The organism is Streptomyces siamensis (assembly GCF_039543605.1).
In the GTDB taxonomy this organism is placed as follows: Bacteria; Actinomycetota; Actinomycetes; order Streptomycetales; family Streptomycetaceae; genus Streptomyces; species Streptomyces siamensis.
Genome location: NZ_BAABKB010000001.1, coordinates 156,284 through 178,662, shown reverse-complemented (window position 1 = coordinate 178,662; position 22,379 = coordinate 156,284). Strand labels below are relative to the sequence as shown.

General features: G+C 67.3%; 17 protein-coding genes, 1 tRNA gene and 3 pseudogenes. 6 read left to right on the top strand and 15 right to left on the bottom strand.

What is annotated here, in order from left to right; translation table 11 throughout:
* Positions 1–115 precede the first annotated feature (115 nt).
* The 10 genes and pseudogenes from ABEB03_RS00760 to ABEB03_RS00720 form a co-directional block, all read right to left on the bottom strand.
* On the bottom strand, positions 116–1,099 hold the full coding sequence (locus ABEB03_RS00760; RefSeq protein ID WP_345639708.1) for a PD-(D/E)XK motif protein: 984 nt from the start codon (positions 1,097–1,099) through the stop codon (positions 116–118).
* Entirely contained in the window at positions 1,096–3,816 is a 2,721-nt protein-coding gene (locus ABEB03_RS00755) for a Z1 domain-containing protein (protein WP_345639705.1), read from the bottom strand. Before ABEB03_RS00755 ends, ABEB03_RS00760 begins: the two co-directional genes overlap by 4 nt.
* The gene (locus ABEB03_RS00750; RefSeq protein ID WP_345639703.1) at positions 3,800–5,230 is read right to left on the bottom strand and encodes an ATP-binding protein; all 1,431 of its coding nucleotides are present in this window, start codon (positions 5,228–5,230) and stop codon (positions 3,800–3,802) included. The genes ABEB03_RS00755 and ABEB03_RS00750 overlap by 17 nt, the downstream gene beginning before the upstream one ends.
* A 250-nt stretch (positions 5,231–5,480) precedes the next feature.
* Positions 5,481–5,789, bottom strand: a pseudogene (locus ABEB03_RS45540) (NUDIX hydrolase); the annotation flags it as partial.
* A 75-nt stretch (positions 5,790–5,864) separates the two neighbouring features.
* A pseudogene (locus tag ABEB03_RS45535) lies at positions 5,865–6,097 on the bottom strand (hypothetical protein); the annotation flags it as partial.
* Between the two features lie 112 nt (positions 6,098–6,209).
* Positions 6,210–8,258: a hypothetical protein gene (locus ABEB03_RS00740; RefSeq protein ID WP_345639699.1), complete on the bottom strand. Its 2,049-nt coding sequence runs from the start codon at positions 8,256–8,258 to the stop codon at positions 6,210–6,212.
* A 97-nt stretch (positions 8,259–8,355) separates the two neighbouring features.
* Positions 8,356–8,829 (bottom strand): WhiB family transcriptional regulator, encoded by a 474-nt coding sequence (locus tag ABEB03_RS00735; RefSeq protein WP_345639696.1) that lies wholly within the window; start codon positions 8,827–8,829, stop codon positions 8,356–8,358.
* 710 nt (positions 8,830–9,539) lie between these two features.
* Positions 9,540–9,613 (bottom strand) — tRNA-Pro (locus ABEB03_RS00730).
* Positions 9,614–9,646: 33 nt separating this feature from the next.
* Positions 9,647–10,445, bottom strand: a pseudogene (locus ABEB03_RS00725) (Pr6Pr family membrane protein).
* A 177-nt stretch (positions 10,446–10,622) separates the two neighbouring features.
* Positions 10,623–11,549: a metallophosphoesterase gene (locus ABEB03_RS00720; RefSeq protein WP_095935650.1), complete on the bottom strand. Its 927-nt coding sequence runs from the start codon at positions 11,547–11,549 to the stop codon at positions 10,623–10,625.
* Between the two features lie 228 nt (positions 11,550–11,777).
* On the opposite strand from ABEB03_RS00720, the gene ABEB03_RS00715 reads away from it, so the two are divergent.
* Entirely contained in the window at positions 11,778–12,242 is a 465-nt protein-coding gene (locus tag ABEB03_RS00715; RefSeq protein ID WP_028799163.1) for a GatB/YqeY domain-containing protein, read from the top strand.
* Positions 12,243–12,765: 523 nt separating this feature from the next.
* Here ABEB03_RS00715 and ABEB03_RS45270 read toward each other — a convergent pair.
* From ABEB03_RS45270 to ABEB03_RS00700, 3 genes are all read right to left on the bottom strand, one after another.
* Entirely contained in the window at positions 12,766–12,915 is a 150-nt protein-coding gene (locus ABEB03_RS45270) for a hypothetical protein (protein ID WP_425589156.1), read from the bottom strand.
* A gap of 341 nt (positions 12,916–13,256) precedes the next feature.
* Entirely contained in the window at positions 13,257–13,757 is a 501-nt protein-coding gene (locus ABEB03_RS00705; RefSeq protein WP_028799161.1) for a hypothetical protein, read from the bottom strand.
* A gap of 176 nt (positions 13,758–13,933) precedes the next feature.
* Positions 13,934–16,207, bottom strand: a complete 2,274-nt coding sequence (locus ABEB03_RS00700; protein ID WP_345639689.1) for a transglycosylase domain-containing protein — start codon at positions 16,205–16,207, stop codon at positions 13,934–13,936.
* Between the two features lie 406 nt (positions 16,208–16,613).
* On the opposite strand from ABEB03_RS00700, the gene wblA reads away from it, so the two are divergent.
* A complete protein-coding gene (gene wblA / locus ABEB03_RS00695) occupies positions 16,614–16,952 on the top strand; it encodes a transcriptional regulator WblA (RefSeq protein WP_028799159.1) in 339 nt (112 codons plus the stop codon).
* Positions 16,953–16,981: 29 nt separating this feature from the next.
* Here wblA and ABEB03_RS00690 read toward each other — a convergent pair whose 3' ends face one another.
* Both ABEB03_RS00690 and ABEB03_RS00685 read right to left on the bottom strand, forming a co-directional pair.
* Positions 16,982–18,514, bottom strand: a complete 1,533-nt coding sequence (locus ABEB03_RS00690) for an ArsA-related P-loop ATPase (protein WP_345639687.1) — start codon at positions 18,512–18,514, stop codon at positions 16,982–16,984.
* Positions 18,511–19,488, bottom strand: a complete 978-nt coding sequence (locus ABEB03_RS00685; RefSeq protein WP_095935654.1) for an ArsA family ATPase — start codon at positions 19,486–19,488, stop codon at positions 18,511–18,513. Before ABEB03_RS00685 ends, ABEB03_RS00690 begins: the two co-directional genes overlap by 4 nt.
* Positions 19,489–19,583: 95 nt before the next feature.
* Between ABEB03_RS00685 and ABEB03_RS00680 the strand changes: the two genes are divergently transcribed.
* The 4 genes from ABEB03_RS00680 to ABEB03_RS00665 all read left to right on the top strand — a co-directional run bounded on the left by ABEB03_RS00680 (position 19,584) and on the right by ABEB03_RS00665 (position 22,311).
* Positions 19,584–19,745, top strand: coding sequence for a DUF4177 domain-containing protein (locus ABEB03_RS00680; protein WP_075033571.1), 162 nt, complete (start codon positions 19,584–19,586; stop codon positions 19,743–19,745).
* A complete protein-coding gene (locus tag ABEB03_RS00675; RefSeq protein ID WP_095935655.1) occupies positions 19,742–20,212 on the top strand; it encodes a RidA family protein in 471 nt (156 codons plus the stop codon). The genes ABEB03_RS00680 and ABEB03_RS00675 overlap by 4 nt, the downstream gene beginning before the upstream one ends.
* 402 nt (positions 20,213–20,614) lie before the next feature.
* On the top strand, positions 20,615–21,484 hold the full coding sequence (locus ABEB03_RS00670; RefSeq protein ID WP_095935656.1) for an NUDIX hydrolase: 870 nt from the start codon (positions 20,615–20,617) through the stop codon (positions 21,482–21,484).
* Positions 21,481–22,311 carry an MBL fold metallo-hydrolase gene (locus ABEB03_RS00665; protein WP_345639679.1) on the top strand — a complete coding sequence of 277 codons (831 nt, stop codon included), beginning with the start codon at positions 21,481–21,483 and terminating at the stop codon, positions 22,309–22,311. Before ABEB03_RS00670 ends, ABEB03_RS00665 begins: the two co-directional genes overlap by 4 nt.
* Positions 22,312–22,379: the final 68 nt, after the last annotated feature.

The window sequence follows — 22,379 nt, the reverse complement described above, 5'->3', positions numbered from 1 at the left end:
GATCCCGAGGGCCTCACGGCCCACGGCCTTCGCCACCCCCCCCATCGGACCGCGATGGAGGACCTCGGTACCGAGAAGGTACTCGTGGATGAGCGCAGGGGCCACGTCGGCGGCGTTAGATGGGTGACCAGTCTTTGGGATTGGTGGAAAGAAGCCAGGACCCACAAGCAGCCAAGTCGAGGTCGTACGAGACTCGTACGACTCCGCTCGGCAACCCAGTTGGGAAGGAGTCGTGAGTCAGCCGAGGGAAGTCGTCCGTGACCCGGTAGAGGCACTCCTCAACAATTCGGTAGGGAATCTCATGGGTCTTACGTTGGACGGGGCTGTAACCTCGACTCCCAATCTTTTGTAGGAACCGTTCTCGGGCGGCCGGGTGATCCGCTAGGTCCGTCGCCACCCTGTCGACGAGCTTGGGCAGCGTGTTGTTGGCCAGTTGGTCCCGCATCACGCGGAGGCTGAAGAGATAGAGTTCACCCGTCTCCGGAGCCGCGAGTTGGTCCAGGCTCCGGATCGTGTGGACGCTGCCAGCATCGCCACTACGGGCGGTGGCCTTGACCTCGACGGATGCGTTCGGCCATTGGAAGTCGTGGCGGGATCCCTCGGATGCTGTCCAGGCGTCTATGTGGGTTGGTGTCACGCCGGCCCACCGCACCAGAAACCAAAGCTCCGCAAAGAGAGCCAATGCGTCGTTGTTGGTGAGGCGGCTGGAGTCCACCTCCCAGAACCACTTCCACCGCTCAAGGACGTCACCTACAGCGGTGGCCCGCTCCGCTGCCTGCAATGATCCAGCGAGGTGAATGATGTCTGCGGCCACGGCAGCGAAAGTTGTCACTGCTGCTGCGTCCAGGCAGGCAACATCCAGATAATCGCTGACCGGTTGTCCGGCCACTTGATGCTCGCCCACCCGGACTTGGAGGCCCTTGGTGTGGGTGCTCGGTGCCTGTGTGCCTGGCGGCACGTGTAGCAGTAGATGACAGTGCCCGTCGGCATCTACCGCGGCCCACAGATCATCGGCTGGCAGCTTTTCCGCAGACAGCAGGCCAGGAGCTGGCGCATCCGGAATCTGGCTCCACAGATTCTCTAGCTCAGCCGCGTTCATGGGCGCCCTGCCTTATGTCCAACCACGTAGGGAAGGCTCCTCGGGCTCGTGGAGTAGGGAAAGGATACCGCGTATGCCAAAACGCATTCCGGCCGCTCGATTTCCTCATCGAACAGCTTTCGTCGGTTCTTCGCGTTGGCGCCCACTCCGCTGCTCGGATCGATGGGGTAGAGGACGAGCAATCCCTCTCGCGGCGACCGCTGGGACCTGAACGCATCACCAAGCGTGGAGAACGTCCCTGACTCCTGCAGCTTACGGGCCTCTTCGATCTGGGCCGGGGTGAGTCCTTGCAGCTCGTCCTCCGGCTCAGTGACCACACCAAGTGAGCTGGGGTCCTTCGCGAGCCTGCTGCGTTGGATCATTGTCACTTCAGGATGCCCCGAGATGCCCAAATCGACTGTACGGTGCTCGTTCTGCTGGACGCGGGCAGACGAGACCATCACCCGCCAGGATACAAGTTCGTTGTGCTGGGTCTGAGCCTGAATGTAACTCGCGACGGACGGCACGTCGAAAGCGCTTTGGTCGCTGAACCGAAACAGTTCGATAAAGCGAACAATGGCCTCGACGCTGACGCCTTCCCAGTTTAGACGCCCAGGGTCTGCGTGGTGTGGTGGTCCCAAGGAGCTCAGTAGAGCGCGAGTGGTTCCGAGGTTCTCACTACACAGGTCAAGAATCATGGGGTCGTGGAACGGGAAACGGAGGGTCTGGAGTTTTCTGCCATCGAAGGATTCCTGCTGGAGCGAGGTGTCCTTCATCTTGTTCTTGGCTGTCGGCAGCATTTTCTCGTGGCTACGGATTCGTGGCGCGGCATCCCATGGTTTGAGTTTCCGGCGCGCGTAGTGCTCTATCTGCCGTCGAAGCTCCTCCTCGATCGTGGCCAGGTCATGGAACCACGTGACAAGGAGCTGGGTGCTGTACAAGCGCGTCAGGTCGACATAATCGCCTCGATAACCAAACCAACGCCCCATCTGCAGGAGCGTGTCGTAGTAGGGGCTGCGTCTTACGAAGTACGAGACGAGGAGTCCCTCGATGGTGACACCTCGGGAGAGCTTGTTGCCTCCGACCAAGACGGCCTTAAGGTCCGGTTCGATCTCGAAGTCGAGCTCGTCTTCGTGGTTTGAGTTCAGGATCCGGACCTCTACTCCTGGTGTGAGCAGAGCGTCCAAGTGCTGCTCCAGCTTCTCGAACGGCACGTCATTGTCGAGGTCCATCGACGAGGTGAGTGGACGGAACTCCATGTCCCATCGATCACTTAGCACGGGAAGGAAGTTCTCCCGGTCATAGCGCCACTGCTGTCGCATGTGACCGAGCTCGGCGGTGATCTCGGCAGCGAGCTTGTCTTGGGCTTCCTTGCGCATGTCAATATGCACAAGCATGGTGCAAGGCTGATCGGCGCCGTTCCGTGCCATCCGACCAGCAGCTGCCAACAAGAAGTCAATAAGAGAAGCTTTGAGAGTGCTTGGGATTACGGGAGTGTAAGGTTTTCGCCTTCCCTTCGGAGGAATGACCTGCTCCACTTCGATTTCCGGAACGATCCGAATTACGTCAATCCCTTCGACCTGCCCGACCTCGCCGGGGAGCTGTTCGCGGCCGAACAGGCGGTCAGAGCCTACGTATTTCTGGCCAGGAGGATGGGGAAGGGTGAGGATGAAGTCCCGTGGGAACAGGTCGTCTCCACCTTCGCGGTCTTCCGCGTTGGGATTGATGAGAATGTTGGCGAAGGGGGTCGCCGTATAGGCAACGTAGGACACCCGCGCGAAACAGCGCAGCAGCCTTCGGATACGAAGGTTGATCGCGCTGGGGTCCAGTTCGTCGTCTGCCGGTGTCTCGCCGTCGAAGTCCGCTGCCCTGAGGTCAAGGACCTCGGACACTGGCTCGTCGTCGGGACGGTTACCCCCCGTGTTCACTGACGCTTGGTCGGCCTCGTCGTCGACGACAAGCACCGGCACATGTTCAGGAACCTTGTTTTCGAGCCAGTCAAGAAGCCTGTCCAGGCGTGTCTTGTTCTTCTTGACCACCAGGATGACCTGGTTCTGTCCCTGCAGAGGTCCGACATTGACTCCTGGGTCGAAGTCGCCATCGAGGTCGTCCCGGGTCAACCAGGTCCAGTACTTCTCCGGGTCCCCTTGTCCCACGCCTTTGGGGAACGGAACGTTCTCGTGGCCAAGGTCGCGCTGAAGGCGCCTCTGCGTCTGCTGGCGTAGCGTGTTGTGGAGCCCGGAAAGCACGATGATGATCTTGTAGCCGGCGTCGGACGCCTTGGCTATCAGGGCGGAGAAGTTGCTCGTCTTGCCGCTCTGTACGTGCCCCACGACGAGGCCGCGCACAATGAACGGTTCCGGGTGTCGCGGGTTCTCCAGGTGGGCCAATACTCGGTCACTCGCCAGGTCGACGCTGTCGATCTCGTAGTCCTGACGGCGCAGTACGTGGCTGAGGAAGCGCCGCTGACGTGCCCAGTAGTAGCCCTCGGCGGTGTTCCAGTTCTCAGCCCAGGGCCGCGGCCCCCCTGTAGCGGTGAGCTCGGTCGGGCGCACAGTACGGATGATGGTCGTGGTCCGCTGCTGCTGTTCCCAGTGGCGGCGAACGGCGTCGTGGTCCTCTGCCGGCACGAGGCCGGGGTAGCGGGAGAGGCTTTCCTCAAGGGTCAGTTTGTCCCTGTCCATGATGGCCTTGAGGACAAAGAGGTGGCCCTCTACGCGGTCACCAACCGAGGTCATGAGCCACCTCCGGAGACATAGTGTGCAGGGCCGAGACGATCCGGTTGAGTGCCTCGGTCTCGCCGACTTGACTAGCGGCAGCTTCCAGTGCCTCACGCGCTGACAGTGGAGCGGCGTCCGGCACCCGCGAGGTTGTGCCGGCGCCCCGGTGATCTGCCAACGCAGGTGAGAAAGCAGTGGGCTTGAAACTCGACGCCTGCTCGTGGCTGGGGTCGGGCTGGCTGGAGGATGGACGTATGGTGGGCGCTGGTGACGACAACGCGGCACCTGACCGCTTGGGGGGTCTGGGCGGCGGGCTCGGAGGTCGTTGCTTCTGGCGGTAGGCAGTGTCGGCCGCCCTGCCCCAGGTCGTCACCAGGGGTGTGAGCTCCTTGCGGAGCTCCTCGGGCAGTGTGACGGAAGCCTTGGCCACGTTGACGCCGAAGGCGCTGTCGAGCTCCGGGAAGAACTCCAGCGATATACGGGCGAGTTTGGCGTGCTCATCGACGGCTCGCAGGCGACACCAGCCACCGGACTGGATCAGACGTTCAGCTCGGTAGATGTAGAAGCCCTGCTGTCGATTCCAGCCCTTGGGTCCCGAGGCCCGCTTCCATACAGCCTGCGACGAGAAGTGGTTCTGGTTGGGGAGCACGAAGGGACGCAGACGCACAATCCCGTGGCCGTCTAGGGAGCGCACCTCCATGTCCTCCTCCTGCAGGGCGGAGGTGCTCGGCTCTGCACGGCAGAACGGGTCCCACGCTTCCACGGGAGTCCCGTTCACCGTGATTTGAAGCGGCTCCCGGTCGTCAACCTCTCCAGCAAGGAAGCGATGGAACACCATGCCCAAGTGCTGGTCGATGTCCTCGGCATGAGCGATCAGCTGCTTCTTCGCCCAACCTCCGAACGGATCCTGATACCGGAGAACGCGGTCGAGGCCCTCCCACAGGACGACCGTGCCAGAACCCTCACCGAGCACAGCCCGGGTCGGCTCCGGCAACTCATCAGGGGGCAGGTCGAAGATCTCCCAGTCGTCGACCTCGTCGATGTGGTCGAGGTCGAGCTGACGGGCCTCCAGCGCGGCACCGGGAGTGTCCGCACGCGACACCACGGTCATCTTTCGACACTGGGAAGTGGACGCAGACTTGAGCCCGAAGCCGAAGCGCCCCAGCTCCGTCCCGTTGTACTCACGGTCGCTCCCATAGCGGAACGCCTCGCTCAACGTTTCGGCGTCCATGCCTCGCCCGTCGTCCGAGATACGGATCCAGGAACGCGTGCCGTCGAAGCGCACAGTCACGTGCACAGTCGTTGCGTCCGCGGAAACGCTGTTGTCGACGATGTCTGCCACGGCGTGACGCAGGTCGTAACCCAGGTTGCGAAGCGAAGTCAGCGTGCGCCGCGCTCGCGGCACCACTTGGATGGTCTTGCGTACAGCCACGAACGGCCCCCCACTCGAAACTTCCCCAATCCTGCCATCTCCAACGGTTATTGACGACGAGTGCTACCGCTGGTCATCTGGGAAGACGGAGAACGATGGGCCCCTTCAGGTTGTCACTCGTATGAGTTCCTGCGGAGCCCCGGAGCGCAGTACGGGCAGGGGGCCGTGCATCGCTGGTTTGAGAATCGCCACTACGGTGAACCTTCGCTGCCCAGGATCGTCACGCGTGCTGGGGCCAAGCGGCCCCTGGTCAAGCCCCTGTTTCTGGCGACACCCCTTGTTCCAGGTAGGCGGTCAGGCCGGCTGCGTGGGCCTGGATCCCCGCGGTGATTCGGCGTGCGAGGCGGGGGATAGTGAGCTCGGGCAGTTGCTCGGCGTGGTGGAAGTCGTAGCTGCGGAGCTCGTCGGCTTGCAGCGCGATGTGCTGGCGCTGGTCCGCGCTGAGGCGGCCACCGTCGAAGAGGTAGAGAACCTTGTCTCCCTCTCCCGGATTCGGCGCCCAGTCCACGACGAGCAGGCGGCCGATGTGGGGCTTGATCCCCAGCTCTTCGTGGACTTCGCTGCGCGGCGGTCGGGCCCGCAGACGCGGCTCACCGTCGGTCGGGGCGGGATTCGAGCGGGGGACGTTGGCGCGGACGCGCGCAGGGCCTCGGTCGCGGGAGCGGCCGGCGCGCTTGCCGCGACCGCGTCGCTTGGCCGCCGGATTGAACGTGATCAGGTCGATCGCGTCCTCGAAGATCAGGTGGAGCGTCGAGCGCCAGGTCTTGACGCTGGAGGCCGCGTGTCCAATCGCCGGTTTGGGTAACCGGCGATCGTCGGCCCCTTCTTCTCCCACAGGTCGACGTCCGTGCGCAGGATGCCGGCGAGCCGCGCCTTGGCCCCGGAAGACGTAGGTCCTGCCGTGGCACGGGCACCGGGGCGACAGCGGAGGGAGCCCTTCTCGGAGCTCCTGCGTTGTCGCCCTATCCGTTCGAGCGGTTCATTGGCGCTCGGCGACTCGTGACCAGTAGCTGATCTGCGAGTGGGCGTTCATGAGGTGGTTCAGGAGTTCGTTCGGCTTCGCCCATCCTTCCTTGTCGAGGAGCGATCCTCCCTGGGCTTCCTCAACGTTGGCGAGCTCCTCAACATCGAGGTTTATCTGCTCGATGTATTGGCCGATTTGGCTCTTCAGCCGTGTCGCTTTCATCCGAGGTGTCTCGTTGGGAGGTGTCACCGGCCGCGGCAGGGTCGTTCCCGTGGCGTAGACCTCGTATCGCAGCCATTCATCCTCGATCGGCATGGGCTTGCCTGCGGAGTCCTCGTGCCAGCTTCCGTACTCGTCACGGACGCCGCGCTGGAAGTCCCCGTTTTCCGTGACGCGTCGTGGTTGTGTTCCATCCCGTCCATCGATGATCGCTTGGGCCAACAACCGCAAGCCCTGCTCGTCGCGGAGCATCGCTTCTAGGATTTGCTGGGGGCCGCGCGTGTCGGCCCCGGTGTTGCCCATGGCTTCGCGTCGCAGCCCGCCCCAGGCTGTGAGGTGGTATTGGGCTACGGCCGCCAGCTCCAGCCGGTTGACCCACCGGCTGGGGACGGCATGAGAGCTGGAGGGGTTAGCACGCAGTTCCTCCAGAGCCGCCTTAAGAAGGTTCTCTGGCGACCGACTGGTGACCTTCCACTCTGCGGTCGCGTACCGCGTCAGCCGAGCACAACGTAGGTATGCGGCGCGCATCCGCTCCGCCCGCTGGCGCTCGGCGTCCTTGGCTTCCAGGGTGGTGGCGATGCTCCGGGTGGGCCGGAGAGCCAACTCCGCGATCACGTCCGTTCGTCGGCCGGGGCTGACGCTCTTCTTGGCGGTGACGTCGCGGATCCCTCGTTCGACGAGGTCCCGATGCTGCTCGCGAAGCAGGGCTGCGAGCACAAAGGCCGCCTGCTCGTCACGCTCGATGGGGAGTCCCTCGTCCTCGGCTTGCTGCGGGGTGAGAAGACCCGCGAGGTAGTCGTGGACGGGATCGTCGAGTACGTCGGCGCTGCGGAGCACGTCTAGGACCGCCTCGGCCATGGCCTCGAGCTTGCCCGTTTGGCTCCACGGCCGCGGAGGGTCGACGTGCAGCATGCCGACGAAGGCGTTGACGGCGCGCGCGTAGTCGTAGCCCCCCCTGGTAGGAGAGAAGCGGAGAAACACGCGGGTGGGCGTGATCAGCGCGTTGCGCTGTCGTATCAGTCGCCGACGAGCGGCGGGACGCAACGCGTCGGGGTCGGCCTCGCTAATTGCTCCGATGAAGCGTCGGTAGTCGTCACGGTCCGTGGGAAAGTGGTAGTGCGTCTGTGGGTCGGTGAGCCCCAAAAGGTCGTGGGCGTTAGTGATGCGGCTGGAACCGTCTGCTGTCCCCAGGAGGGGCATGCAGGGTTCGTCGTCGCGGTGTCGCAGCTCGAAGAAGACAACGTTCACTGGCATGGCGATGCCGCGTGCCGCGATGGACTCGCGCAGGTTGTTGTTCGCCAGGATGAACTCGCGTGCCCGCTCTGTCTCGTCCTGCACGTGGCTGACGTCCTCGCCCTCGATCCAGAGCGTGGTCGTCTCACCGGACGGGGACCGGGGTCCGGTGAGTGGTCCCGTATACCCCTCGGCGCCGGCCGCCGGGTACACCCGTCGTTCCATTGTCCGGTTGTTGGTAGGGAGTGGCACCAGGCCGGGGACGTAGAGGTCGAGGTCGATTGCCTCGATGACGCCTCCGGCGATGTTGACGCGAGTCGGACGCCTCAGCAATGCCCTCAGCTCACTGGGGTCGACAGCTGCGTGGGCCAGGGCGGTCGCGAACTCTGGAGGCAGTCCGGCCTCAGTGCCTGCTCTGGCGGCGCGGATTACCGCCGCCATCTTCGGCAACGTCGGCAGGTCGCTGTTGCCGAACCGCGACCAGATCATCGCGCTTTCTTGGTCTGTGCCCTCGTCTGCATCAAGTTCGTCGTCCACGGCGTCGAACTCTTCCACTTCATCGGTCATCGCCTCGTATTCGGTGGCGTCCTGACCTGTCACGTCGTCCTCCATGAGGGCTGATCGGCATAGGGGGCGCGGGGTACCGCCGGAAATGAAGGGTCTGTGTGAATGCCGCCAGCGGAGCTTGGTCCGCTGGCGGCCGGTCGTTTCAAGCAGTGGGGGGCAGGTGTGAGCGCTTCCCGAGCTCGTACAGGTCGCTGCGAATCGACCTCTCGGCGTGCCCGAGCAACCGTGCGATGATCGCCGTCGGCACATTCAGGGCGTACAGCTCAGCCACCCGTCGACGCCGTTTGGCGATCTCGCCGGTCTTCCGCCACTTCTTACGCCGCTCCTCGGCGGTCTCCCCGGCCAGAAATACGTGCTCGTCCCGGCTGTCTTGGGCGTAACGGCGGCAGCCATCCAGCAGTGGGCACGTATGGCACATGGCCCGGGCCTGCGGGATGTCCCGCTTCGGTACGGCCGGCTCCCCGTCGAAGGCCGCCTGCTGCACCCTCATATCGGGGAACCGCTTCAGGTCCCACGTGCTACACGCGGCCTCACCCAAGGGCGGTCCGAAGGGCTCCATCGCCCAGAACAGGGCCTCCGGTGGAAGTACGTTCTCGATCTCGTCGTGGGGCTCCACGGCGCTCCTCCTCAGACCACGGGTCGCGTGGCGTGTGAGGACGAGGGGGTCACACCCACGTTCCCTTGATCGTTGCTTGGCGCCGTTCGAGTCTCTGGACGTGCGAGACGATCAGTACTGGGCGATTCCCAAGTCCCGTCGCGTGCCTGCGCCGTTCGGCGCTCGCACGGCCTGCGGAGTGACCCCCGAAGCGAATCCACCACCAGTGTGGCCCTAGACTCCGCTGAAACGGCAGAATTGGAGGGGGCGTTCGGGAAGAACCTGGCGAACTCGCCTTCACGGTGGCTGTGTTCTGGTAGGCGAAGGAGGGGCGAATGGGCCTCTCGTCCGGAGGCCGAGCGACTCACAGCGCACGGTGACTTGTGCCCCGGGAACAGCGACAGGCCCGATCGCGCCGTCATCTCTACCGCCGTGCCGCGCGAGGGCGACGGCAGTGTCTGAGGCATCGTGCTGGGCGGGAGCCTCGGGACCACGTCCATCCGGGACGCGCGACATCGTGAGGTGGTCTATTCGTGGCGCCCGGGCGGCCCAGGGCGCCCCCCACTCTGCCGGACCAGCTGCCACGCCTCATCCCCAAAGCGCGGCGGCATCTGGGCCACGGGGAGCCGTGACCTGAACTCGGCTCCCAAACGGCTCCCAAAACGTCCCATGGAACCACTCAGGGGCCCGACCCGCGAAGCGGATCAGGCCCCTGACCTGGTACTACGGCGTCGGGGTGGCGGGATTTGAACCCACGACCTCTTCGTCCCGAACGAAGCGCGCTGCCAAGCTGCGCTACACCCCGATGTCACTGCTTGTCGCGGCGACGACGTTTACTTTAGCCCACCGGTGGCCTGAGACGAAATCCGGTTTTACGGGCGTCGCGCGCGGGGGCGGACCGGGTCGGGGCGCAGGTGGTCCACGGCGATGGTGACGAGGGCCAGGACGTAGAAGCCGAGGCCGAGGATGGCCGTGTTGCCGAGGATGCCGACGTAGCCGTGCCGGTCCACGTCGACGAAGGGATAGAGGTAGCGGTCGGGCGTCCCGGGGGCGAGCATTGCGCCGCGGATCAGGGAAAAGAGCAGGTAGAAGAGGGGGTAGAGCACCCAGGTCACCGCGTGGCGCAGCGCCATCCGGCCGGGGTGGGTCAGCAGCAGCCAGTCGGCGATCACGACGATCGGCGTCACCGTGTGCAGGAGCTGGTCGGCCACCCAGGGCCATCCGGTGGGGGCGCCGGCCTCCCCGGTCATGGAGAAGCCACCGGGCCGGTCCGCGAGGAGCAGGTGGTACACCAGGCCTGTGGTCACGATGTAGAGGAGTGTGGCGCCCGTCACCGCACCCGACAGGGGGCGGCGGGCCGCCCAGGCCCGCCGGGCCGAGACCGCGAAGGTCACGGCCACCAGGATGTTGGCCTGGATCGTGAAGTACGCCAGGACGTGGAGTGCGCTGCCGGCGAGCAGGTCGATCGCCACGCCCGCCGCCGCGACAAGGGCCACGAAGATGCGGAAGGCGGTCGCCCGTGGGCGGCGGGTGGGTGCCACCACCGCCGTCGCGGGGACGAAGGACGAGGTGATCGGCGGAGCGATACCCGGTATCGCGGGGAGATCGGGTATGTCCCTGGGTATGGGGGCGGTCATGGCCCCACGCTAAGGAGCCCGGACGAATCGGGCGATATGGGTCGTCCGGGTGGGTTACAAACGGGTGAGGGTGCGGGGCCGGTCCCGGCCCCGCACCCTCACCCGTGTCCGGCTCGTCGAGTGGGAGTCACCCCGAGTCGTAAGGCGCCCCGGTCCCGGGGCGCCCCGGGACGACCGCTACCTGCGCTCCACCAGCGTCAGCAGCGACGCCTCCGGGGGGCACGCGAAACGTACCGGCGTGTAGCGGCTCGTGCCGCAGCCCGCCGAGACGTGCATGTACGACGTACGGCCGTCCGCCGTGTGCGTCGACAGCCCCTTCACGCGGTCCGTGTCCAGGTCGCAGTTGGTGACGAAGGCGCCGTAGAAGGGGAGGCAGATCTGGCCACCGTGGGTGTGGCCCGCGAGTATCAGCGGGTAGCCGTCGGCGGTGAAGGCGTCGAGGGCGCGGAGGTACGGGGCGTGGACCACGCCCATCGAGAAGTCGGCCGACTCCGACGGTCCACCGGCCACGCGCGCATAGCGGTCCCGCTTGATGTGCGGGTCGTCCAGGCCGGTCAGTTCGATCTCGGCGCCCTCGACCTTCAGCGACCCGCGGGTGTTCGTCAGGTTCAGCCAGCCCGCCGTGTCGAAGCCGTCGCGCAGGTCCTCCCACGGGTTGTGGACGGCGCCCACGACGGGCTTGTTGCCGTTCAGGCCGTGGCGGCCCTGGGTCTTCTCGATCAAGTAGCGGGCGGGGTTGCGGAGTGTGGGGCCGTAGTAGTCGTTCGAGCCGAAGACGTACGCCCCCGGGAACTCCATCAGGGGGCCGAGGGCGTCCAGGACCTCGGGGACGCCCTCGGGGTCGGACAGGTTGTCCCCGGTGTTGATGACGAAGTCGGGGCGCAGCCCGGCCAGGGACCGCAGCCAGCGCTGCTTCTTGCGCTGGCCGCTCACCATGTGGATGTCGGAGACCTGGAGGATGCGCAAGGGCCGCATCCCGGCCGGCAGGACCGGCACCGTCACCCGCCGAAGGCGGAAGGACCGGGCCTCGAAACCGGCCGAGTACAACAGACCGGCGGCGCCCACCGCCGTGATTGCCAGGGGTACTCCGTATCGCGCGCGCATACCTCCATCGTGTCAGACCCCTGCGGCCCTTCGTGCCCGCAGGGCTTGGGGCGCGTCCCCGCGGGGCACGGGGGTGCGCCGGGCGGGTCCCCGTCACGACGCGACCCCCTCGCGAGGGCACGGGGACGCGGTCGCGGGAGGGCACGGGACGCGCTCTCCCGCCGGCGCAGGGCGTCCGCTCCGAAATCAGCAGGCGACCCGCGCACCGCACCTGCGACAATCGACGGCATGACCACGCTCAAGTCGAAGCTGCAGGAAGACCTCAACGCCGCGATCAAGGAGCGCGACGAGCTCCGCTCCTCGACGCTCCGGCTGACCCTCGCCGCGATCACCAAGGAGGAGGTCGCGGGCAAGACCAAGCGCGAACTCTCCGACGACGAGGTGCAGAAGGTGATCACCCGCGAGGCGAAGAAGCGGCGTGAGGCCGCCGACGCCTTCGCTCAGGGCGGGCGCGCCGAGTCGGCCGAGCGGGAGAAGGCGGAGGGCGAGGTTCTCGCCGCGTACCTGCCCAAGCAGCTGTCCGACGACGAGCTCCAGCAGATCGTCGCCCAGGCGGTCGAGGAGGCCAGGGCGGCCGGCGCCGAGGGGCCGCGCGCCATGGGTCAGGTCATGAAGATCGTGAATCCGAAGGTGGCCGGTCAGGCCGAGGGCGGCCGTGTCGCGGCCGTCGTGAAGAAGCTGCTCGCGGGCTGAGAGCCTGTCAGGACGGGGCTGCGGGTGTCGAGTTCACCCGCTGCCCGCTGCCCGCTGCCCGCACTCCGGCAGAAGGCCGGAACGTCCCCGTGGGGCATCGGCGGAACGGGGGTGGTGGCCTCCGCGGTGCGGCGGTCACCACCCCTTCGGCAGGTGATGTCCCGCGGGGTGAAGAGGTTTCCCTGCGGGGTGTACGCGGACCGACGTTCCCGGTGTGGTGTCCCGTCCGGAGTCGGCATGCGGCCCGGGCGTCGTTGCCCCTGCTGGACGTCGTCGGTCCGGTCGGACGTCGTTGTCCTGACCGGACGTCGTCACGTCGTTGTCCCGATCCGGCGTCGGTGGCGGCTCGTCACAATCCGGTGTCGGTGGCGGCTCGTGGCGCCGGAGTCCTGTTCCGGCGTCGGCATGCGGCTCGGACGTCATTGTCCCGGCCGGACACCCTTGTCCCGCTCGGCGTTCTCTCCAGCGCACGCTCCCGTCGTGCGCGTCCGTGAATGAGCCGGCGGCACTGCCCGTCGCGGGGTCAGCCGAACCCCGCCCGCAGGGCGCCGTCCGTCACCCGGGAGGTCAGTTCCCTCGGCCGTGGCGGCTGGCGGGACGCGCCCACCAACAGGCCGAGTTCCTGCGCCCGAGCGCCCAGGGCCACGCGGCCATTGGCTTCGAGAAGTTCCATGAGTCGGTGCACTTTGCGCTGTATCGTGCGGTGACCTACTCCTAAATGCCGGGCGATCGATGCATCGTTCAGCCCCGCATACAGCAGGTTCAGAATCTTCTGGTCGTTGGCTTCTATTCTCGGTTTATTGACGTCAAGTTCTGGCGTAACGGTCAATTCGCCTTCCCCCCAAGTAGCAGCAGTGGATCACTGCATCTGGTAGGGCAAGTCTAGGAACCGCTTGTGAGCGCGAACAGCTGAATAAATCTCACCAAAGACTGTTAACGGGGCGAGCGGGATGACGTATTTGCGCCATCCCCGCTCGCATTGGCTTCATCCGTACGTCGGACGGCCGGGCCGGCTCAGTACCACGGCGTGCACGACTCGTCGCCCGACGGGTCCTCCACGCAGGCCCGCATTTCGTAACCCGACGGGTTGTAGTACATCGGCGTGCGTGTGTAGTAGTAGTTCGTGCCCTCGGGGACCTTCGCGGTCCAACCCGAAGCGCCGCCCTTCTTCTCGCCCAGACGCCAGTAACAGGTGGAGTGGCTCTTCGTGCAGCGCTGCACGTACACGGTGTACTTCTGCTCGTCAGAGCCGCTGATGTACCACAGGCGGCCCCAGCTGTACTGGTCGCCGTCCGTCTTCCCCCAGCGCAGCTCGTACATGAACGACCCGCCGAGGTCGTACGGGCCGTAAGGGCTGACCGGACCGGTCTGCCAGGTCTGGACGTTCGGGTCGTGACCGTCGCAGCCGAAGTTGTCGCAGGTGGCGGCCGCCGCCGAATTCGGTACGGCGAGGGCGAGGGTCAGGGCGCCGAGCAACGCGCTGAACGTGACACTGAGCCGCGATCTGAGTTTCATGTCCCCTCCGGACGGGCTGGAAAAACAGCAAGGGCACCCTCAAGGCGGGGCCGGAGGTGAATATGTCACGGCCTCCGCCGAGAGAGTGCCCTTACCGGGAAGCTGACGTAATTACGCCGGACGCTTCAGCCGCAGGTCAGCCGGGGGATGCGGGGTGGATCGGCGGATATGGGTCATCAGCGCTGACCGCCGTTTCCGTTACCCCTGCCGGTGGTGCCCTGAATCCATCCCTCTGGAATGGAGAAGGAAGGCGTGGGGAGCGATCCGCCGTTGGTCAGGCCGCCGAGGGGGTCGCCATTCCCGCCGTTTCCGTTTCCGTTTCCGTGGTCGTCTCCGCGACCGTGGTCGTCGTCGTTCCCGTCGTGGTCCCGGTTCTTGTCCTCGTCGGGAATGTCGACCAGGTTGAAGGACGGCGAGTCCTTGCCGACCAGGGCGCCGGTCATCAGGTCCCGCCAGATCGGGCCGGGAACCTGTCCGCCGTAGACCTTGTCGCGGTAGACGCCGCCGATGCGGATGCCCCGCATCTGGACCTTCTGGGTGGCGCTGCCGACCCAGACCGCGCCGGACAGGTTCGGCGTGTAGCCGACGAACCAGGCGTTCTTGCGCTGGTCCGTCGTACCCGTCTTACCGGCGTTGGCGCGGTCGGTCAGACCCGCCTGCTGACCCGTACCGGAGTCGACCACGCCGCTCAGCAGGGTGTTGATGGTGTCCGCGGTCTTCTCCGACATCGCGCGCGAGCACGTCGACTTCGGAACTTCGAGGGACTTCTGCGTGTTGCCGACCTTCTGCGTGATCGACTCGACGGCGATCGGCGTGCAGTACATGCCGCGGGAGGCGAAGGCCGCGTACGCCGTGGCCATCGTCAGCGGGGAGATGCCCTTGGCGCCGAGGGCGATGGAGGGGACCTCGGGGAGCTTGTCGCCGTTGCCCTGGACGACGCCGAGCTTGTCGATCTGCTTCATCACCGGGCACAGGCCGATGTCGGAGATCATCTGCACGAAGTAGGTGTTGACCGACTTGGCCATCGCCTCCTTCAGCCGGTACGGACCGACCTCCGAGGCGTCCTCGTTCGGCACCTGCTCGTTCGCCTGGTTGGTCCACGGCTTGCTGCTGCACGTCTGCACGGGGCTGGGGTACGGCATCTTGTTCGGCGACGAGTACTCCTGCGTCGGCGGCCGGCCCTGCTCGATCGCTGCCGCGGCCACGAACGGCTTGAACGTCGAACCGGTCGGGAAGCCGTAGTTGGAGCCGCCCATGCTGTAGTCGACCGAGTAGTTGTACTCGGTCTCGTTCTTCCCGTAGCCGTACGGCTTCGACTGGCCCATGCCGACGATCTTCCCGGTGCCCGGCTCGACCAGGGTGGCCGCCGCGGCGACCTTGTCCGACTTGTAGACGTGGTCCTTCAGTGACGTCTGGACGGACTCCTGCGACTGCGGGTCGAGGGTGGTGCGGATCGTCAGACCGCCCTGGTTCCAGATCTTCGCCCGCTCCTCCTTCGTCTTGCCGAAGACCGGGTCGGTCAGGAAGACGTGCTCCACGTACTTGCAGAAGAAGCTGGCGCCCTTCGCCGCCGTGATGCAGCCGTTCTTCGGCTTGCTCACGTGCAGCTCGATCTTCTTCGCCTTGGCCGTGTCGGCCTCCTGCTGCGAGATGTCGTGCACCTCGGCCATGCGCTGGAGCACGGTGTTGCGGCGCTTGACGGCCTCGGCCTCGTCGTTGACCGGGTCGTACCGGCTGGGCGACTGGACGATGCCCGCGAGCAGTGCCGACTCCTGGAGGTTCAGCTCCTTGGCGGGCTTGGAGAAGTAGCGCTGGGCGGCGGCCTCGATGCCGTAGGCCTGCTCGCCGAAGAACGTGATGTTCAGGTAGTTCTCGAGGATCTTCTTCTTGCCGAGCTTCTCCTCCAGCTGGATCGCGTACTTGAGCTCGCGGATCTTGCGGCCGAGGGTCTGCTGGGTGGCCTGGGCGACCTTCGTCGGGTCGTCGCCGGCCTCCTCCACGAAGTAGTTCTTCACCAGCTGCTGCGTGAGGGTGGAGGCGCCCTGGGCGACCCCGCCGTTCTGCGCGTTCTGGTTCACGGCGCGCAGGATGCCCTTCAGGTCCACCGCGCCGTGCTGGTAGAAGCGGGAGTCCTCGATCGCGACGATCGCCTTCTGCATGTACGGCGAGATGTCCTTGAGGTCGACCACCGTGCGGTCGCGCGAGTAGACCGTCGCGATCTGGCCGCCCTGATTGTCCAGGATCGTGGTCCGCTGACTCAGCGCGGGACTCTTCAGGTTGTCGGGGATCTCGTCGAACCCTTTGACGGAGCCCTTGGCCGCGAGACCGAGTGCGCCCGCGGCGGGCAGTGCGATTCCGGCCATGACGGCGCCCGCGAGCACGCTGACACCGAGGAACTTGGCGGCCTGCTGCGTAGGGGACAGACCACCGCCCGAGCGCTTCTTTGGCATGAGGGCAGCCTACGTTCTCATTCGCCGGACACGCGTATATGCCTTGGCCTAAGCTGCTCTCAACTGTCACAGCAGTGCGGCCACGTATCAATACGTCCGGCGACCCCGAATCGTTCCGGAGGTTCCCCGATTTCTGTGGGGCGCGTGTCCGACTCCGCCTTGTGTGTCACCTGGCGTCCGTTGTGACTCAACTGAAGTGTCCCGGTTTGCTGGGATTGTCGTGCATGTCCCCAGCTCACTCCCCCGGGTGATCTGCCGCTTACGCATAGTCCGTTCGGGCCATTCAAGATTGGGCCCGAAGGGGGTGTTGCGCTGTGCCCACCTTCCGTAACGTCCTCAACTGGCGGCGGTGAATATGCCGCTGCCGCCGTGGGGGAGCCTCGATTCGGGAGAGGACGGCGCCGGTATGGGCTGGGTAACCGACTGGAGTGCGCAGGCGGCCTGCCGCACTACCGATCCGGATGAACTGTTCGTTCAAGGAGCAGCGCAGAACAGGGCCAAGGCAGTGTGCACCGGGTGTCCGGTACGCACGGAGTGCCTCGCCGATGCGCTCGACAACCGCGTCGAATTCGGCGTGTGGGGTGGCATGACGGAGCGGGAGCGCCGCGCGCTGCTGCGCCGCCGGCCGACCGTCACCTCGTGGCGTCGCCTGCTGGAGACCGCGCGTACGGAGTACGAGCGCGGCGCGGGCCTGCTGCCCCTCGACGAGGAAGAGGTGTACGAGCGCTACGCCGCGGTGGGCTGAGGGGCTTCCCCTCGGGTCGCCCCGGACACTCAGCTTTCGGGCAGCTCCGGCCGATTGGCCGCGAGTCGGTCCCCGATGTTCCGCAGCCCGGCGAGGTCGTGCACATCGCCGGGAAGTGCCGCCACTTCGGCCACCGCCACCTCGGGGTGGAGCGCGGTGAACCGGTCACGCGTGCGCTGCTCGCGGGAGAGTAGCTGCATGCGCTCGGCGTGCAACCTCAGCAGGCCTGCGGTGAGCTGGTCGACGGTTCGGGCCGTGCCGTCCGCGTCGGAGCGGGTCTCGCCCGCCGTGGTGGTCGGGTCCTGCGCTTCGGCCGTGTCCGTCTCGTCCTGCGCTTCGGCCGTGCCGTGTGCGCCGCCCGTGTCGGGCGCGTCCGGTGTGTCCTGTGCGTCCGTCCGGTCCCGGGAGGTGCTGTCCGTGGCGGCGGTGTGGTCCTCGGTGGTCCCGTCCGCGGCGGCGGTCCGGCTCGGGGCGGGTTGGTCCGTGGCGGCGGGGGAGCCTTCCTCGGAGGCCGGTGCTGCGGAAGCGGAGGGTTCTGAACTGTCGTACGTGTCGGGAGAGTTACGAAGTCCAGCTTTCCCGTCCCCCTGATCCACAATGCGGGCGTCGTCAAGATTTTCTGCAGCCTCGGAATCAAGATCTTCCGCGGCGGCGAGCGCCCGCTCCGCGGACAGCCGGGCGGCGCCGCTGCCGTGTACCCGGTTGAGCACCAGACCCGCGAACGGCATGTCCTCCGCGGCCAGCCGCTCCACGAAGTACGCGGCCTCGCGGAGCGCGTCCCGCTCCGGGGCCGCCACCACCAGGAACGCAGTGCCGGGCGCCTGGAGCAGCTTGTACGTGGCGTCCGCCCGCGTACGGAACCCGCCGAACGTGGTGTCCATCGCGGCCACGAACGTCTGCACGTCCTTGAGGAGCTGCCCGCCGAGCAGCTTCCCCAGGGTGCCCGTCATCATCGACATCCCGACGTTCAGGAACTTCATGCCCGCCCGGCCGCCCAGCTTCGCCGGCGCCGTCAGCAGCCGGATCAGCCGCCCGTCGAGGAACGAACCCAGCCGCTTCGGGGCGTCCAGGAAGTCCAGCGCCGAACGCGACGGCGGTGTGTCGACGACGATGAGGTCCCACTCGTCCCGCGCTCGCAGCTGACCCAGCTTCTCCATCGCCATGTACTCCTGCGTGCCCGCGAAGCCCGCGGAGAGCGACTGGTAGAAGGGGTTGTTCAGAATGACCGCGGCCCGCTCCGGGTCCGCGTGCGCCTCGACGATCTCGTCGAACGTGCGCTTCATGTCGAGCATCATGGCGTGCAGCTCGCCGTCGCCCTCGATGCCCTTCACCCGGCGTGGAGTGTTGTCCAGCGAGTCGATGCCCATCGACTGGGCGAGCCGGCGCGCCGGGTCGATGGTGAGCACGACGACCTTGCGGCCACGCTCCGCGGCGCGCAGCCCCAGGGCCGCCGCCGTGGTCGTCTTGCCGACGCCGCCCGAGCCGCAGCACACCACGATGCGGGTCTGCGGGTCGTCGAGCAGCGGATCGACGTCGAGGACGCGGGCGGGGTCCAGACTCATGACATCCCTTGCTTCCGCAGCTGTGCGGCCAATTCGTACAGGCCCGCCAGATCCATTCCCTCGGCGAGCAGGGGCAGTTCGTGCAGCGGCAGGCCCAGCTCGGCCAGGACCCCGCGCTGCTCGTGCTCCAGGGCGTACCGCTCGGCGTACTCCTCGGCCTGCTCCAGCAGCGGGTCGACGAGCCGCTCGGCGTTCCCGCCGCGGCGTGCTCCGCCCAGACCGGCCGCGGACAGGGACCGGGCGATCGCCGTGTGCGGGGCCGCGCGGGTGAGTTCCAGGTCCGTCGCGTCGAGGACCTGGGGCCGCACCATGTTCACGATGATCCTGCCCACCGGCAGGTTCGCGGCGTGCAGCTCGGCGATGCCGTCCGCGGTCTCCTGGACGGGCATCTCCTCCAGGAGCGTCACCAAGTGGACGGCCGTCTCCGGGGACTTGAGGACGCGCATCACGGCCTGTGCCTGATTGTGTATCGGGCCGATCTTGGCGAGGCCCGCGACCTCGTCGTTCACGTTCAGGAAGCGGGTGATGCGGCCCGTGGGCGGGGCGTCCATGACCACGTAGTCGTACGTGAACCGTCCGCTCTTGTCCTTGCGCCGTACGGCCTCGCACGCCTTGCCGGTCAGAAGCACGTCACGCAGGCCCGGCGCGATGGTGGTCGCGAAGTCGATGGCGCCGAGCTTCTTCAGGGCGCGGCCCGCGCCGCCCAGCTTGTAGAACATCTGGAGGTAGTCCAGGAGCGCCAGTTCCGGGTCTATGGCGAGGGCGAACACCTCCCCGCCGCCGGGAGCGACGGCGATCTTCCGCTCCTCGTAGGGCAGCGCTTCTGTCTCGAAGAGCTGCGCGATGCCCTGTCTGCCCTCGACCTCGACGAGGAGGGTGCGCTTGCCCTCGGTCGCGAGGGCGAGCGCGAGGGCCGCGGCCACCGTGGTCTTGCCGGTACCGCCCTTGCCGCTGACGACCTGGAGCCTGCTCACGTATTCGAGCCTAACCAGTCCGCCGCCGGACTACGCAGGAGGCTGTGGACAACGTGTGCGCGAGGGGTGGGGCGGCAGGGGCTACAGTCGGCCACATGACCAAGTGGGAATACGCAACCGTGCCGCTGCTCGTCCATGCCACGAAGCAGATTCTGGACACCTGGGGCGAGGACGGCTGGGAGCTCGTCCAGGTCGTGCCCGGGCCGAACAACCCCGAGCAGCTGGTGGCCTACCTGAAGCGGGAGAAGTCGGCATGAGCGGGACCGTCGAGTCGAAGCTCGCGGAGCTCGGGCTGAGCCTGCCGGACGTCGTCCCGCCGCTGGCCGCGTATCAGCCGGCCGTGCAGTCCGGGGTGTACGTGTACACCGCGGGGCAGCTGCCGATGGTGGACGGCAAGCTTCCCGTGACCGGGAAGGTGGGGGCCGAGGTCACGGCCGAGGAGGCCAAGGAGCTGGCCCGCACGTGCGCGCTGAACGCGCTGGCGGCGGTCAAGTCGGTCGCCGGCGACCTGGACCGCATCGCGCGCGTCGTGAAGGTCGTGGGCTTCGTGGCGTCCGCCGCGGACTTCACCGGGCAGCCGGGTGTCCTGAACGGCGCGAGCGAGCTGCTGGGCGCCGTGCTGGGCGACAAGGGCGTGCACGCGCGCAGCGCGGTCGGTGTGGCTGTTCTGCCGCTGGACGCTCCTGTGGAGGTCGAGATCCAGGTGGAGCTGACGGCGCCGTAGCCGTAGCCGTAGCCGTGGGCGTTTCGCTGTCTGTCCGGTGGGTGGGTCGGGTCCGTGCCGGTGATCCGCCCGTTGCAGCCCTTGTGCGGGGCGGTGCTGGTAGGACCTCGGTGGGTGCGTGGCGCCGTCCGCAACGGGCATTTGATTCACCGGCACGGCCCCTTCGGTGAGATGGCGGCTGCGGGTGCGTCCATCGCGGGTTCCCGCACACCTCTGGGGCCGGGGGGCACTGTTCAGCCCGTCCGGCGTTTGAGGACGAGGCCGTTCAGGCCGATCGGGGGTTCGGGGGCGGAGCCCCCGGGGTTCGGGTCGGGTAGGGGCGGAGGGGGCGAAAGACCTGGTGCGCGCCCACTGGGGCGAGAGGCACTCGAACATCCGCCCGGCTCGGGATAGCCTCCGGCCATGGCGAATGGGCAGTGGTATCCACCGGAGTGGCCAGAGCGAATCCGCGCGCTCGCGGAGGGCACCCTCACACCGGTGCCCCCCAGACGCGCGGCCACGGTCATGCTGCTCAAGGACACCGACACCACCCCCGTCGTGCACATGCTCCGCAGACGCGCCTCCATGGCCTTCGCCGCCGGCGCGTACGCCTACCCGGGCGGCGGAGTGGACCCCCGGGACGACGAGCACCAGATCCGCTGGGCGGGCCCCACGCGCGCGTGGTGGGCGAACAGGCTGGGCGTGGACGAGACCTCCGCCCAGGCCGTGGTCTGCGCGGCCGTGCGGGAGACGTACGAGGAGGCGGGCGTCCTGCTCGCCGGGCCCACCCCGGACACCGTGGTCGGCGACACCACGGGCGACGAGTGGGAGGCCGACCGCGCCGCCCTGGTCGCCCGCGACCTGTCCTTCGCCGAGTTCCTCGACCGCCGCGGTCTGGTGCTCCGCTCCGACCTGCTGGGCGCCTGGACCCGCTGGATCACCCCGGAGTTCGAGTCCCGCCGCTACGACACATGGTTCTTCGTGGCCGCCCTCCCGGAGGGCCAGCGCACCCGGAACGCCTCCACGGAGGCCGACCGCACCGTGTGGATCCACCCGGCGGACGCGGCGGCCTCGTACGACAAGGGCGAGCTGACCATGATGCCGCCGACCATCGCGACCCTGCGCCAGCTCGTTCCGTACGGCACCGCCGCCGACGCCCTCGCCGCCGCACCCGAACGCGATCTGACGCCCGTCCTGGCCAAGGCCCGACTGGAGAACGGCGAACTGATCCTCGCCTGGCCCGGCCACGACGAGTTCACCAAGCACATCCCGACCGGTGGAGCCTCCGCATGACCGACGCAACCGCCCTCCCCGGCCAGCCCCGCGGCGGGGTCGAGTCCGGTCCCGCCACCGCACGCGCCGTCAACGTGCTGGCCCCGAACGCGTCCGCCATGACCCTGGACGGCACCAACACCTGGATCCTCTCCGAGCCCGACTCCGCGTCGGCGGTCGTGGTCGATCCCGGCCCCCTGGACGACGCACACCTGCGGAACGTCGTGGACACGGCGGAGAAGGCAGGCAAGCGGATCGCGCTCACCCTGCTCACCCACGGGCACCCGGACCACGCCGAGGGCGCCTCGCGTTTCGCCGAGCTGACGGGCACTGAGGTGCGGGCGCTCGACCCCGCGCTGCGTCTCGGCGACGAGGGGCTCGGACAGGGCGACGTCATCAGCGTCGGCGGTCTCGAACTGCGGGTCGTGTCGACGCCCGGCCACACCGCCGACTCGCTGTGCTTCCACATCCCCGCCGATCGGGCGGTGCTCACCGGCGACACCATCCTCGGGCGCGGCACGACCGTCGTGGCCCACCCGGACGGCCGCCTGGGCGACTATCTCGACTCCCTGCGCCGACTGCGCTCCCTGACGGTCGACGACGGCGTCCACACCGTCCTGCCGGGCCACGGGCCCGTCCTCGAAGACGCCCAGGGCGCCGTCGAGTTCTACCTCGCGCACCGTGCCCACCGGCTGGCCCAGGTGGAGACGGCCGTGGAGAACGGCTACCGGTCGCCCGCCGAGGTCGTCGCCCATGTGTACGCGGACGTCGACCGTTCCCTGTGGCCCGCGGCGGAGCTGTCGGTGCGCGCCCAGATGGACTATCTGCGCGAGCACGGCCTGATCTGAGAGCTCCGGCTCCGGCTGCCCGGTCGGCCACGGGGGAGTGGGGCGCAGTGCTGAACGGGGCGTACGGC